The 15,630-nt window shown below is 72.1% G+C and carries 1 protein-coding gene (running past one end of the window); it reads right to left on the bottom strand.

What is annotated here, in order from left to right; all coding sequences use genetic code 11:
• On the bottom strand, window positions 1-15,630 hold the 5' portion of the coding sequence (locus tag ACX9TP_RS31895; RefSeq protein ID WP_482974414.1) for a non-ribosomal peptide synthase/polyketide synthase. The gene continues 14,259 nt to the left of window position 1, outside the view; 15,630 of the gene's 29,889 nt are visible here — the first part of the coding sequence; it begins with the start codon at window positions 15,628-15,630; its stop codon lies off the left edge, out of view.

Raw genomic sequence — 15,630 nt, 5'->3', positions numbered from 1 at the left:
GTGGCCTTCAGGCGTGACGAGGTAGGCGACGAGGCGCGGGTTGCCGGGGACGTCTTCACGGGCGAGCACCACGGCGCGGCTGACGCTGGCCTCCTGCTCCAGGGCGGCTTCGATTTCGCCCAACTCAATCCGGAAGCCGCGCAGCTTCACCTGGAAGTCGATGCGGCCCAGGTAGTCCAGCTCTCCGGTGGCAAGCCAGCGCACCTTGTCGCCGGTGCGGTAGAGGCGGCCGCCGGCAGTGGTGCCGAACGGGTCCGGAACGAACTTCTCCGCGGAGAGCTCGGGGCGGCCGAGGTAGCCGCGAGCGACGCCGGCGCCGCCGATGAAGAGCTCACCGGGGACGCCGGTGGGCACGGGCTGCATGCGCTCGTCGAGGACGTAGACCTGCACGTTGGCGAGCGGCCCGCCCAGCGTGGGCCGTGAGGCGCCGCGAATGGAGCGGGCGGTGGTGTCGACGGTGCACTCGGTGGGGCCGTAGACGTTGAAGCAGTGGATGAAGGGGTGGGCCGCCAGCTTCGCCCAGAGGGTTTCGTCCACGGCCTCGCCGCCCACCAGCACGCGAAGCGGCCTGGAGGCAGCCAGTCCCTCTTCCAGCAGCAGGCGCAGGTGAGAAGGAGAGCAGTCGAGGACGTCGAGTTGGTGCTTCTCCACCCACGTCTTGAGCAGCGCCACGTCCTCGCGGGCCGCCTGGGGCACGACGCAGAGGGCATGGCCATCTGCCACCTGGATGAGCTGCTTCACCGAGGCGTCGAAGGCGAGAGGCGCGTTGAGGCTGACGCGCAGCGCGCCCTCGGCTCCCGCGTAGACGGCGGAAGCGAGCGCGGCGCGCAGGTTCATCACGGAGGCGTGCTGAACCATGACGCCCTTGGGGCGGCCGGTGGAGCCGGAGGTGTAGATGACGTAGGCGAGGTGCTCGGGTGAAGTGAGGCGAGGCGGGTTGGTCTCGGACTCGCAAGAGAGCGCCTGCGCAAAGGACGCGTCATCCAGATAGAGCGGCTCCACGCCAGAGCCGTCCATCCGCTCGGACAGGTGGCGCTGGGTGAGGGCGAGCCGAGCACCGCAGTCCTGGAGCATGAAGGCGAGGCGCTCACGCGGGTAGGCGGGGTCCATGGGGACGTAGGCCCCCCCGGCCTTGAGGATGGCGAGGACGGCGACCACCATGTCCACGCCGCGTTCCATGCAGAGGGCGACGCGCACTTCGGGCCCCACGCCACGCTGGTGCAGCGCATGCGCGAGCTGATTGGCGCGGCGGTTGAGCTGCGCGAAGGACAGCGAGCCGGAGTCATCGAGGACCGCGAGTGCGTCAGGCGTACGAGCCGCCTGCACCTCGAAGCGCTCGTGCACCGCCCCCTCCCAGGGCAGCTCCCGCTGGGTGCGGTTCCAATCGAGCAGCAGCAGGTCGCGCTCGGTCCGCGGGAGCAGGGGCAGGTCCCCCACGCGGGAGCCGGGCGAGGCGAAGGCGGCCTCCAGCAAGGTGCGCAGGTGCTCCACCATGCGAGCGGCGGTGGCGGCCTCGAACAGGTCGGTGCGGTAATTGAGGGTGCCGAGCAGCCCGCGCGGTGTCTGGGCCAGCGACAGGGTGAAGTCGAACTTCGTCGCCGTGGCCTCCGATTCCACCCGGACGAAGGTCAGGCCCGGCAGCGACAGCGCCGACATGGGGGCGTTGTTGACCACCAGCATGACCTGGAACAGGGGCGAGTGGCTGAGACTGCGCCGGGGCTGCAACTCCTCGACGAGCTTCTCGAAGGGGACGTGCTGGTGCTCGTACGCCGCGAGCGTGGTGGCGCGAACCTGCGCGAGCAGCTCGCGGAAGGTGGCCTGGGCGTCGACCCGCGAGCGCACCACGAGGGTGTTGACGAAGAAGCCGATGAGCCCTTCGGTCTCCGCACGGGTGCGGCCCGCGATGGGAGAACCGACGCTGATGTCGTCCTGGCCGGAGTAGCGCTTCAGCAGCACCTGCCATGCGGCAAGCAGGACCATGTAGGGCGTGACGCCCTCGCGCTGGCAGAAGGCGGAGAGCGCCTCGGATGAACCCGGAGGGAACTCGATGGGCAACAGGGCGCCACGCTGGGACTGGACGGCGGGACGGGGCCTGTCGGTGGGCAGCTCCAGCAGGGCCGGCGCGCCGGAGAGCTGCTGCTTCCAGTAGTCGACCTGACGCTGGAGGACCTCGCCTTGCAGCCAGGTGCGCTGCCATGCGGCGAAGTCGGCGTACTGGATGGGCAGGGCCGCCAGTCGGGGAGGCTGGCCCGAGGTGAAGGCCTCGTAGAAGGAGACCAGCTCCCCCACCAGCACGCCGATGGACCAACCGTCCGAGACGATGTGGTGCATCGTCACGAGCAGCAGGTGGTCCTGCTCGGCGAGGCGCAGCAGGGAGACGTGCAGCAACGGGCCGGTGGCGAGATTGAAGGGCCTGGCGGCCTCGGAGGCCGTGAGGCGGCGTGCTTCGGTCTGACGTTCGTCCTCGGAGAGGTGGCCGAGGTCGATGACGTTCAGGTGGAAGGCCGTGGGCTCGTGGAGCTGCTGGAGCGGGCCGTGGGGGCCTTCGACGAAGGTGGTGCGCAGGGACTCGTGGCGATGCACCAGGGCCTCGAGGCTCTGGCGCAGGGCCCCGGTGTCCAGTGCTCCCGAGACACGCAGGGCGGCGGGGATGTTGTAGGTGGCGCTGCCAGGGTCGAGCTGGTCGATGAGCCACATCCGCTGCTGGGCGAAGGAGGGCACCAGCGGTCCCGTGCGGGGCACCGGCACCAGCGGGGGCGCGGACGCCTCCGGTCCGTGAGTGCCGAGACGACGCGCGAGGGCCTCCAGGGTGGGGGCCTCGAAGATGGCGCGCAGCGGCAGCTCCACGCGGAAGGTGGCTCGCACGCGTGAGACGAGCTGCGTGGCCAGCAGGGAGTGGCCGCCCAGCTCGAAGAAGTTGTCGGTGACGCCCACGCGAGGCACGCGGAGGACTTCGGCCCACAGGGAGGCGAGCTGCTCCTCAGGGAGGTTGCGAGGGGCGATGTAGCCGTCACGAGGGGAGGCGGCGTCCGGAGCAGGGAGGGCCTTGCGGTCCACCTTGCCGTTGGGGGTGAGGGGCAGGGCCTCCAGGACGACGAAGGCGGAGGGCACCATGTACGCGGGCAGGCGCTGCTGGAGGAAGGCGCGCAGGGCGTCGGCTTCGGGGCGCGGGTCGGCCGCGGCGGTGACGTAGGCGACCAGTCGCTTGTCGCCGGGCGCGTCCTCGCGAGCGACGACGAGGGCTTCGTGCACGGAAGGGTGCTCGCGCAGGACGGAGGCGACTTCGGCGGGCTCGACGCGGAAGCCACGCACCTTCACCTGGAAGTCGGCGCGGCCGAGGAAGTCCACGCGGCCGTCGGTCAGCCAGCGCACGCGGTCTCCGGTGCGGTACATGCGCGCGCCGGGGAGGGGGGAGAAGGCGTCGGGGAGGTAGCGCTCCGCCGTCAGCTCGGGCCGGTGCAGGTAGCCGCGCGTCACCTGGGCGCCGCCGACGTAGAGCTCACCGGGCACGCCGAGGGGCACGGGCTGCAGGGCCTCGTCCAGGACGTACAGGCGCGTATGCGCCAGCGGCCGTCCCAGGGGTGCAGAGGCAGGGCCGGAGTCCGACGCGGCGCTGGAAGTGAGCGAGGTGCCGGACGCCTGGGCCGGGCCGGAGTCCGGCGCGGCGCGCGGGGTCTGCACCGGAGCCGGGGCGGCGCTGGAAGTGAGGGATGTGCCGGAAGCCAGCACCGTATGGGAGACGGGCCATTCCAGGCGTCCCGCCAGCACGCCCACCGTCGTCTCGGTGGGGCCGTAGTGGTTGTGGATTTCGCACGCGGGCGCCAGCGAGCGCACCGTGTCCAGCAGCGCGGGCGAGGAGGACTCGCCGCCGAGCACCAGCCGCTTGCGAGGCAGCACGAGGTGGGGCTCTTCCGCCGTCAGCAGCGCGGCCAGGTGGGAGGGGACGATCTTGACGCAGTCGACGGGGTGCTGCCCGAAGTACTCGGCAACGCCGGAGGGGCTGCCCGCCCGCTCCTGGGTGAGGACGTGGAGGAGGCCACCGGTGCACAGGGCGGGGAAGAGGACGGTGTTGCCCAGGTCCGCGGCGAAGGTGGAGACGAGGGCGAAGCTGGTGCACTCAGCGAGGCCGAGTCTCTCGGTGACGGAGTGGACGTAGGTGAGCAGGTGGCCATGGGCCACGGCGACACCCTTGGGCCTTCCGGTGCTGCCGGAGGTGAAGAGGACGTAGGCGAGGTGCTCCGGGTGCGGCGCGCACGAGGGCGCTTCGGTGCTCAGTCGCTCCAGCAGGGAGGCGTCCTCGTCCATGCGCACCACGGCGACAGGAGAGGCAGCGAAGGACGCGGCATGCCGCGCATGCGTCACCACCACGGAGGCGGCCACTTCCCCCACCAGCGACTGGAGGCGCAGCGCGGGCTGGGCCGAGTCCAGCGGGACGTAGGCGCCGCCGGCCTTCCAGACGGCGAGCAGCGCAACCACCATGTCCACGCCGCGCTCCAGGCAGAGGGCGACACAGGTGTCGGCGCCCACGCCGAGTGAGCGCAGGTGCCAGGCGAGTTGGTTGGCGCGGGCCTCCAGTTGCGCGTACGTGAGGACTTCACCCTCGCAAGCCACGGCGGGACGCGAAGGGTGAATCGCGGCCTGGGCCTCGAAGAGGGCGGGCACGGACACCTGGGGAGCGGGCCCCGTCGCCGTGGCGTTGAAGGACTCGAGGAGCAGCGTGCGCTCGGAGGCCGGCAGCAGCGGCAGCTCACCCACACGCGTCTGCGGCGCGGACAGCGCGGCCTCCAGCAACGTTCCCAGGTGCTCCACCATGCGAGAGAGGGTGGAGGCGTCGAACAGGTCGGTGCGGTACGTCACATTGCCGACGAGGCCGCGAGGCGTCTGCGCCAGGTTGAGCGTCAGGTCGAACTTCGTTGCTTCCGCCTCGAACTCGAGCGGCTGGAAGGACAGTCCTGGCAGGGCCAGCGCGGGGGTGGGCGCGTTCTGCAGGACGAGCATCACCTGGAAGAGAGGTGAATGGCTGAGGCTGCGCTGGGGTTGCAGCTCCTCCACCAGCTTCTCGAAGGGGACGTGCTGGTGCTCATACGCCGCCAGGGTGGTGGCGCGCACCTGTGCCAGCAGCTCACGGAAGGTGGCGCGCGGCTGCACCCGCGAGCGCAGCACCAGGGTGTTGATGAAGAGGCCGATGAGCCCTTCCGTCTCCGCGCGGGTACGCCCCGCGATGGGGGAGCCGACGGAGACGTCCTCCTGTCCGGAGTAGCGGAAGAGCAGCACCTGCCACGCGGCGAGCAGGGCCATGAAGGGCGTGACGCCCTCGCGGTGGCAGAAGGCGACCAGCTCGGACGACAGGTGGACGGGAAGCGAGGCACCCCGCTGGGACTGGACGGCGGGCCGCGGCCTGTCGGTGGGCAGCTCCAGCAGGGCCGGCGCACCCGAGAGCTGCTGCTTCCAGTAGTCGAGCTGACGCTGGAGGACCTCCCCTTGCAGCCACGTACGCTGCCACGCGGCGAAGTCCGCGTACTGGACGGGCAGGGCCGGAAGGCGGGGCGACTGTCCGGAGGCGAAGGACTCGTAGAAGGAGACCAGCTCGCGCACCAGCACGCCCGTGGACCAACCATCGGAGACGATGTGGTGCACCGTCAGCAGCAGCACGTGCTCCTGTGCCTCAATCACGAGCAGCGACGCGCGCAGCAGCGGACCTGAGGCGAGGTCGAACGGCTTCAGCGCCTCGGCGGACACGAGCCGGCGGGCCTCCGGCTCACGCTGCTCGGCGGCAAAGGCGCGCAGGTCGATGACTCGCAGCTCCAGGGCCGCAGGCGGAGCGATGACCTGGACGGCGCCGCCCGAGTCCTCCCGGAAGGTGGTGCGCAGGGCCTCATGACGGTGCACCAGGGCTTCGAGGCTTCGGCGCAGGGCCTCGGCATCCAGCGCTCCCAGGATGCGCAGCGCGGCCGGGATGTTGTAGGCGGGACTGCCGGGTTCGAGCTGGTCGATGAACCACAGCCGCTGCTGCGCGAAGGACAGGGGCAGTGCGCCCGTGCGGGGCACGGGGACGATGGCGGGCGCCAGATTTCCTGCGGCGGACTCCCGTGCGGAATCGACGCGCGCGGCGAGCGCTTCGAGCGTCGGAGCCTCGAAGAGCACGCGCAGGGGCAGCTCCACGCCGAAGGCAGCGCGCACCCGCGAGATGAGCTGCGTGGCGAGCAGCGAGTGCCCACCCAGCTCGAAGAAGTCATCATGCAGGCCCACGCGGGGCACGCGCAGCACCTGTGCGAAGAGTCCGGCCAGCAGCTCCTCGGTGGGCGTCCTCGGTGCGACGTGGGCCGCGTCGGGGGCGGACGACACCGCCTCCGGCGCGGGCAGGGCCTTGCGGTCCACCTTGGCGTTCGCCGTCAGGGGGAAGGCGTCCAGGCGCACCAGCGCGGAGGGCACCATGTACTCGGGCAGCCGCTGCTTCAGCCAGGTGCGCAGCGCGGCGAGGTCGAGTGACTCGGGTGCCACGACATAGCCGACGATGCGCTTGTCGCCGGGGACGTCCTCTCGCACCAGGGCCAGGGCCTCTCCCACGCCGGCAAAGGCGCGGAGGGCGGTCTCCACCTCGGCCAGCTCGACGCGGAACCCGCGCACCTTCACCTGTGTGTCGGCGCGCCCGACGAAGTCCAGCACCCCGTCCGCGAGCCAGCGGACCAGGTCCCCGGTGCGGTAGAGGCGCTCCCCCGGGAGGCCGCTGAGCGCGTCCGGAACGAAGCGCTCGGCGGTGAGGTGCGGCTGCCCGACGTAGCCCCGGGCCACGCCTTCGCCGCCGATGAACAGCTCCCCGGTGACGCCCACGGGCACGGGTTGGCCTTGCGCGTCCAGCACGTACACCCGGGTGCCACCAATCGGCGTGCCGATGGGCACGGTGGTGTCCAGCTGCTCCGCGCGAGTCACCGGGTACGAGGTGGCGAACACCGTCGTCTCGGTGGGGCCGTAGAAGGCGGTGACGGGAAGGTGCAGCTCCGCCACCGCGCGGCGCACGTGGGCCGGGGAGATGACATCGCCGCCCGTCATGACGTGCTTCACGGCGCCCAGCCCCGGCGGTGGAGTGTCCACGAGCTGGATGAACAGGCCGATGGTGGCCCAGAGCGTGGTGACGCCCGAGCTCTCGATGACGTGCCCCAGCTCCTCCAGCGAGGGCACGTGCGGTGGCATCACCACCAGCCGCGCGCCGTGCAGGAGCGCGCCCCAGATTTCGAATGTCGACGCGTCGAAGGAGATGGGGGCGAAGTGGAGCAGCGTCTCGTCGGGAGCGAACCGCGCGTAGTCCACGCAGAGCAGGGTGCGCAGCACGCCGCGGTGGGTGGTACCGACGCCCTTGGGCCTGCCGGTGGAGCCCGAGGTGAAGTCCACGTAGGCCAGCGTGTCGGGCAGGGCACGCGAGGGCGGCGCGGAGGCGGTCCCGGCGTCGAGCGGCGCCTCCTCCAGCACCACGGTGGCGAGCCCGTCGGTGGGCAGCCGGGAGAGGAAGGCGCGCGTGGTGACGAGGACGCGGGGGCGGGTGTCCTCCACCATCGCGGCGAGGCGCTCGCGCGGGTACGACGGGTCCAACGGCACGTAGGCGCCGCCGGCCTTGAGGATGGCCAGGAGGGAGACGATGAGCTCCAGCGAGCGCTCCACGGCCAGCGCGACGCAGGTGTCGGCGCCCACGCCCAGCCCGCACAGGTGCCAGGCCAGCCGGTTGGCGCGCACGTCGAGCTCGCGGTACGTGAGCCGCGAGTCACCGAACTCCACGGCGACCTTGTCCGGGAAGCGCGCGACGACGCGCGAGAAGACCTCGGGCAGGGTGGCGTCACGCGGGAAGCTGGACGCGGCGGCGCTCCACGCACCCAGCACCTGCTGGCGCTCCGCCTCCGTGAGCATGGACACGGACGCGAGGGGCGCCTCCACCGTGTCCACCACGCGCTCCAGCAGCGTGGTCAGGTGGCCCGCCAGCCGCGCGGCGGTGGCCTCCGCGAACAGGTCCGTGTTGTAGACGAGGGCGCCGGTGTAGCCGTCCGCCGAATCGAAGAGGTTCAGCTCCAGCTCGACCCGGCTGGTGTGGCCCTCCACCTCCACGGGCCGCACGTTCAACGGCGAAGGGGTGGGGGAGGAGGGTGTGAGCTCGTCGTTCAGGGCGAACATCGCCTGGAAGAGGGGCGCGCGGCTGAGGTCCCGCTCCGGGCGGAGCTCCTCCACCAGCTTCTCGAAGGGCAGGTCCTGATGGGCGTAGGCGCCGAGCGTGGTCTCTCGCACCTGCGCGAGCAGCGTCCGGAAGCTCGCGGACGGGTCCACTCGCGCACGCAGCACCAGCGTGTTGACGAAGAAGCCGATGAGCGGTTCCAGGGCCTCGTCGCGCCGCCCCGCGATGGGCGAGCCGACGCTGATGTCCGGCTGTCCCGAGTGGCGATGAAGCACCACCTGCCACGCGGCGAGCAGCAGCATGAAGGGAGTGACGCCCTCCCGCCGGCTCACGGAGCGCACACGCTCCGCGAGCGCTCGCGGCACCCGCACCCGCAGGCGCGCGCCGTTGAAGGTCTGCACGGGCGGGCGGGGCCTGTCCGTGGGCAACTCCAGCGGCGTCACCCCCTCCAGCTGGCGGCGCCACCAGTCGAGCTGCGCGTCCAGCGCCTCGCCTCGCAGCCACGTGCGCTGCCACACGGCATAGTCGGCGTATTGCAGGCGCGGCTCCGGCAGCGGCGAGGGCTGCCCTTGCGAGAAGGCCGCGTACAGCGTCGTCACTTCCCGGACGAGCACGCCCAGGGACCAGCCATCCGTGACGATGTGGTGCATGGTCAGCACCAGCAGGTGCTCGGAGCCGCTCAGCTTCAGGAGCAGCGCGCGGACGAGGGGACCTGTCGTCAGCACGAAGGGGCGCCGGGCCTCCTCCGCCGCGAGCCGCCGGGCCTCGGACTCCGCCGTGCTTGCTTCGAGCGCGCTCAGGTCCTCCATGCGCAGCGGCAGCTCCGCGGCCGGGGCGATGACCTGCACGGGGCCGCTCTCCTCCTGACGGAAGGTGGTGCGCAGGGCCTCGTGGCGTCGCACCACTTCCGACAGGGCCCGCTGGAGCGCCGTGACGTCCAGCGCCCCCTCCAACCGCACGGCCACGGGCAGGTTGTAGGTGGCGCTTCCGGGCTGGAGCTGGTCGACGAGCCACAGCCGCTGCTGGGCGAACGACAGCGGCATCGGCCCGGAGCGCGGCGCGGGCACGAGCGCGGGAGCCCGCGTGCGTCCGGTGGATGCGCTCGCCTGGATGCGCGTGGCGAGTCCCTCGACGGTGGGCGCCTCGAACAGCGCGCGCAGGGGGAGCTCCAGGCCCAGGGCGGAGCGCACGCGGGACACCAGCTGCGTCGCCATGAGCGAGTGTCCGCCCAGCGCGAAGAAGCTGTCGGTGACGCCCACGCGGGGAAGCCGCAGCACGGCGGCGAACAGCTCCGCCAGCTTCTCCTCCAGCGGCGTGCGCGGAGCGGTGAAGGGCGAGTCTCCGCGCAGGCTCTCCGCGTCGGGTGCCGGCAGCATCCGCCGCGCCAGCTTGCCGCTGGGGGTCAGCGGCAGGGCCTCCAGCGTGACGAACGCGGACGGCACCATGTACTCGGGCAGCTGCTGCTGGAGGAAGACGCGCAGCGCCTCCGTGTCGAGGGGCTCCGGCGAGGCCGGGACGAGGTAGCCCACCAGCCGCTTGTCACCGGGCACGTCCTCGCGCACCACGGCGGCCGCGTCGCGCACGTCGGGGAAGGCGCGCAGGGCGGCCTCCACCTCACCCGTCTCCACGCGGAAGCCGCGCAGCTTCACCTGTCCGTCCAGGCGGCCGAGGAACTCCACCGTGCCATCGGCCTTCCACCGCGCCGAGTCTCCCGTGCGGTACAGCCGCGCGCCCGGCGCGTCGCTGAACGGATGCGGGACGAACTTCTCCGCCGTCAGCTCCGGCCGCCCCGAGTAGCCATGGGCCAGATGCGCGCCGCCGAGGTACAGCTCCCCGGGCACGCCCACCGGGCAGGGCTGCCCGTGCACGTCCAGCACGTAGAGCTGCGAGTGCGGCAGCGGCGCGCCGATGGACGGCAACCGCGGCCACGTGGACGGAAGCCCCTGCAGCCGGTGCGCGGAGACGACGTGTGTCTCCGACGGGCCGTACTGGTTCTCCAGCACGCACCCTGGCAGGCGCTCGAAGAAGGCCACCAGCGCCGGAGTCACCTGGAGTTGCTCACCCGCCGTCACCACCTCGCGCAGCACGCGCGGCACCGTGGCGCCATGGGCCACCGCGTCCGCCAGCGCCTGGAGCGCGACGAACGGAAGGAACAGTCGTTCCACCGCGTGCCGGTCCATGAAGTCCAGCAGCGCGGGCATGTCCTGGCGCAGACCCCCCGTGGGCAGCACCAGCGTGCCTCCGGCCCACCACGTGGAGAACAGCTCCTGGAAGGACACGTCGAAGCTGAGCGCGGCGAACTGGAGCGTGGTGGCGTCCGGCTTGACGGCTTGGGCCAGCTGCCACGTCAGCATGTGGCTCAGCGCGCGGTGGGGCAGCGCCACGCCCTTCGGCTGGCCCGTGCTGCCGGACGTGTAGATGACGTAGCAGGTGGCCTCGGGCGACGGCTCACGCGCCGGTGCGTGCGCGGGCTGCCGGGCGATGGCCTCCGCGTCGGTGTCCACGAAGACGCGGCGGGCGCGCAGGTCCACGAGCAGCACGGACGAGAGGTGCGACTGCGTGAGGACCACGGGCGCGCCCGAGTCCTCCAGCATGAAGGCGAGCCGCTCGGCGGGGTAGCTCGGGTCCAGCGGCAGGTAGGCGGCGCCGGCCTTGAGCGTGGCCAGCACGGCGACGGCCATGTCCAGGCCCTTGTCCAGGCACAGGCCCACGGTGCCACCCGCGGGCACGCCCAGGTGCACCAGGTGGTTCGCGAGCTTGTTGGCGCGCGACTCCAGCTCCGCGTAGGTGAGCGAGCGCGTGCCATCCGTGACGGCCACCGCGTGCGGCGCCTGCGTGGCCATGGCCTCCACCGGCCAGTGGACCGGCAGCGGCGCGTGCGGCCCGCGCGCGGTGCTGTTCCATTCCACCAGCAGGCGGTGCCGCTCCTCCGCCCCCAGCAGCGGTAGGCGCCACACGGGCTGCTCCGCGTCCGCCACGGCCGACTCCACGAGCCGCACCAGGTGCCCGGCCATGCGCCGCGCCGTCGCGTCGTCGAAGAGGTCGGTGTTGAACTCGAACACGCCGGACAGCTCGCCGGCCGTGTCCGTCATCAGCAGCGACAGGTCGAACTTGGCGGTGCCGCTGCTCACGTCCAGCGGGCGCATCGTCACCGGCGAGGACTCCTCGCCGGACTGCCGCCGGGGCGCGTTGTGCAGCGTCAGCAGGACCTGGAACAGCGGAGAGCGGCTCAGGTCGCGCTCGGGCCGCAGCTCGTCGACCAGCTTCTCGAAGGGGACGTCCTGGTGCGCGGATGCGCCGAGCGTCGTCTCGCGTGCCTGCGCCAGCAGCTCGCGGAAGGTCATCCGCGGGCGGAGCTGCATGCGCAGGGCCAGGGTGTTGGAGAAGAAGCCGACGATGCTCTCCAGCTCTCCCTGTTGCCGGTTCGCGATGGGCGAGCCGATGACCACGTCGTCCTGACCCGAGTAGCGCGCCAGCAGCGCGCCGAAGGCGGACAGGAGGGCCATGAAGGGCGTGACGCCCTCGCGCCTGCACAAGGCATGGAAGGCGGCGGACAGGTCCGCGCCCAGGCGCACCGGCACCGTGGCGCCGCGGTCCGTCTGCACGGGCGGACGAGGCCGGTCCGTGGGCAGCTCCAGCGCGTGCGGCGCGCCGAGGAGCCGCTGCTTCCACCAGGACACCTGCCTGTCCAGCACCTCGTCCCGCAGCCACCCGCGCTGCCACACGGCGTAGTCCGCGTACTGGAGCGCCAGCGGCGCCAGCGGTGACGGCAGGCCCCGCGAGAACGCCGCGTACAGCGCGCCCACGTCGCGCACGAGGATGCCGTTGGACCAGCCGTCCGACACGATGTGGTGCACGGTGACGAGCAGCAGGTGGCGCCGCTCGGACAGCCGGACGAGGGTGCCGCGCAGCAGCGGAGCCCGGGTCAGGTCGAAGGGGGTCTGCGCCTCGGCGACCGCGTGCCTCCGGGCCTCGGGCTCCCGCTCGGCTTCGGGCAGTCCGCCCAGGTCCACCACCGTCAGCGTCAGCTGCGCCTCCGGGTGGATGCGCTGCACCGGCTCGCCATCCTCCCGCGTGTGGAAGGTGGTGCGCAGCGCCTCATGGCGCCGGACGAGCTCCTGGAGCGCACGCTCCAGCGCTCCGATGTCCACGGCCCCGTCGAGCTGGAGCGCGGCGGGGATGTTGTAGAAGGCGCTGCCGGGCTGGAGCCTGTCGAGGAACCACAGGCGCTGCTGCGCGAACGAGAGCGGCAGTGCCTCCGTGCGTGGCACCGGCACCAGCGGAGGAGCCGCGGCTTCTGGCGCATGGGCGTCGACGCGGCGGGCAAGGGCCTCCAGCGTGGGTGCCTCGAAGACGGCGCGCAGGGGAAGCTCCACGCCGAAGGCCCCCCGCATGCGCGAGACGAGCTGGGTCGCCAGCAGGGAGTGGCCGCCCAGCTCGAAGAAGTGGTCCTTCGCGCCCACGCGGGGCACGTGGAGCACCTCGGCCCAGAGGGGCGCGAGCCGCTCCTCGGTGGCCGTGCGTGGGGCGACGTACTCGGACGAGGGCGCGGCGTCCGGGACGGGCAGGGCCTTGCGGTCCACCTTGCCGCTGGGCGTCAGCGGGAAGGAGTCCAGGACGACGAAGGCCGACGGCACCATGTACTCGGGCAGGCGGGCCGCGAGGGCCTCGCGCAGCGCATCGGCCGAGAGGTCCGGCCCACCGACGACGTAGGCCACCAGGCGCTTGTCGCCAGTCCTGTCCTCGCGAGCCATCACCACCGCTTGCTGCACGGCGGACTGCTGCTCCAGCGCGGACTCGATTTCACCCAGCTCGATGCGCAGGCCGCGCACCTTCACCTGGAAGTCGGCCCGGCCCAGGTACTCGATTTCGCCGTCCGCCAGCCAGCGCGCCACGTCGCCGGTGCGGTACAGCCGCGCGCCCGGCGTGTCGCTGAAGGCGTCCGGGAGGAAGCGCTCCGCCGTCAGCTCGGGGCGGCCCAGGTAGCCGCGCCCCACCTGCACGCCGCCGATGAACAGCTCCCCCGGCACGCCGATGGGCACCGGCCGCAGGTGCGCGTCCAGCAGGCGAATCTGCGTGTTGGCGACGGGGCGGCCGATGGGCACCGAGCGGTGGGGCTCCTCGCGCACGCACGGGTAGTAAGTGACGTCGACGGCGGCCTCGGTGGGGCCGTAGAGGTTGTGCAGGCCGGCACCGGGCAGCCGTCGCAGGCAGCGCTGCGCCAGCTCCAGCGGCAGGGCCTCGCCGCTGCACACCACGCGCTTCAGGGCGGTGCACTGCTCCAGCCCCGGCTCCTCCAGGAACACCTGGAGCATGGACGGCACGAAGTGCAGGGTGGTGACGCGCTCGTCGGCGATGAGCCGCGCGAGGTACGCGGGCTCCTGGTGGCCGCCGGGCCGGGCCACCACCAGCCGCGCACCCGTCATGAGGGGCCAGAAGAACTCCCAGACGGACACGTCGAAGCTGAAGGGCGTCTTCTGCAGCACCGTGTCCGCGGACGTCAGCCCGTACTCCTGCTGCATCCACAGCAGGCGGTTGACGACGCCGCGGTGCGAGTTCATCGCGCCCTTGGGCCTGCCGGTGGAGCCGGAGGTGAAGATGACGTAGGCGAGGGCCTCCGGGCCGGCGAGCGGCTCGGGGCGGGACGCCGGCTGGCGGGCCACCTCCGGCCACTGCGAGTCCAGGCAAAGCACCCGCGCCTCATGCGCGGGAAGGCGCGACAACAGCCGCTCCTGCGCCAGCAGCACGGCGGGGCGCGCGTCCTCGAGCATCCACGCGAGACGCTGGGCGGGGTAGTCCGGGTCGAAGGGGACGTAGGCACCGCCGGCCTTCAGGGTGGCCAGCAGGGCCACCACCAGTTCCAGCGAGCGCTCCAGGAAGAGGCCGACGCGCACCTCGGGGCCCACGCCCAGCGAGCGCAGGTGGTGCGCGAGCTGGTTGGCGCGCGCGTCGAGCTGCCGGTAGGTGAGACTGTTGCCCTCGAAGCACAGCGCCACCGCGTCGGGCGTGCGCTCCACCTGGGCTTCGATGAGGGAGTGAAGGCACGCGTCCGCCGGGTAGTTGGCCCGCGCGCCGTTCCACTCGTGCAGCAGGCGGTGCTGCTCGGCGCCGTCCATCAGCGGCAATTCGGCCAGGCGCGCTTCGGGCCGCTCCACCACGCCTTGCAGCAGAGTATGGAAGTGCGCCAGCAGCCGCGCCACCGTGCCTTCGTCGAAGAGGTCCGTGCTGTATTCGGCGGTGAGGCGCAGGCCCCGCGGGTCCTCGGCGGCGATGAGCGTCAGGTCGAAGCGGGCCGCGCCCCCGTCCACCGGCTGCGCGTGCATCCGCAGGCCGGGCAGCTGCACGGGTGGCAGCGGGGCGTTCTGCAGGACGAACATCACCTGGAACAGCGGCGGGACGTCGAGGTGGCGCGAGGGCTGGAGGACTTCCACCAGCTTCTCGAAGGGCAGCTCCTGGTGGGCGAAGGCGCCCAGGGCCGACTCGTGGACGCGGCCCACCAGCTCGTGGAAGGTGGGGTCGCCGGACAAGTCGGTGCGCACCGCGAGGGTGTTGACGAACAGGCCGATGAGGCCCTCGAGGTCGGCGCGGGTGCGGCCAGCGATGGGGGTGCCGACAGTGACGTCGTCCTGGCCGCAGTAGCGGTGGAGCAGGACGTTGAAGGCGGCGAGCAGGACGGAGAAGAGGGTGCGGCCGTCGCGCGCACCCAGGGCCTTCAACGACTCGGCAAGCCGGGAGGGCAGGAAGACGGTGTGGCGCGCGCCACGGGCGGAGGAGGTGGCGGGGCGGGGCCTGTCGCCGGGCAGCTGGAGCACGGCGTTGGGATTCAACCGTTGGCGCCAGTAGGAGAGCTGGGTGTCCAGCGCCTCGCCCTGAAGCCACTGGCGCTGCCAGGAGGCGAAGCTGGCGTACTGGAGCGGCAGCTCGGGCAGGGACGAGGGGTGGCCCGAGGCGAAGGCGGCGTAGAGCTCCGTCACCTCGCGCACCAGCACGCCCATGGACCAGCCATCGGTGATGATGTGGTGCAGGGCGAGCAGCAGCACGTGCTCGCTGGCGGCGAGGCGGAAGAGCACCGCGTGCAGCAGCGGCCCCTTCTCCAAGTCGAAGGGCCGGCGGGCTTCTTCGCGCAGGCGCTCCTCGACCTGCTCCTCTCGGACGTCCAGGACTTCCAGGGGCAGCTCGAGCGTGGGCGCTACCTGCTGGAAGGGGCGGCCGTCCTGCTCGACGAAGGTGGTGCGCAGGGTTTCGTGGCGGCGCACCAGCTCGTTGAGGGCGCGGCGCAGGGCGGCGTCATCCAGCGCTCCGGAGAGGCGGACGGAGACGGGGACGTTGAGGGTGGCACTGCCCGGAGCCAGGCGCTCCTGGATCCACATCCGCTCCTGGGCGAAGGAAGCAGGGGCGCGCTGGAGTTGACGGTTCTTCTCGCGCAGCAGCTCGGCGAGCCGCGCGCGCTTCTGGTCGGGTGTACGTGCCAT

The sequence above is a fragment of the Pyxidicoccus sp. M15 genome (genome assembly GCF_056858435.1).
The sequence above is the reverse complement of the archived record's forward strand: the minus strand, read 5'-3'. Positions and strand labels throughout refer to the sequence as shown.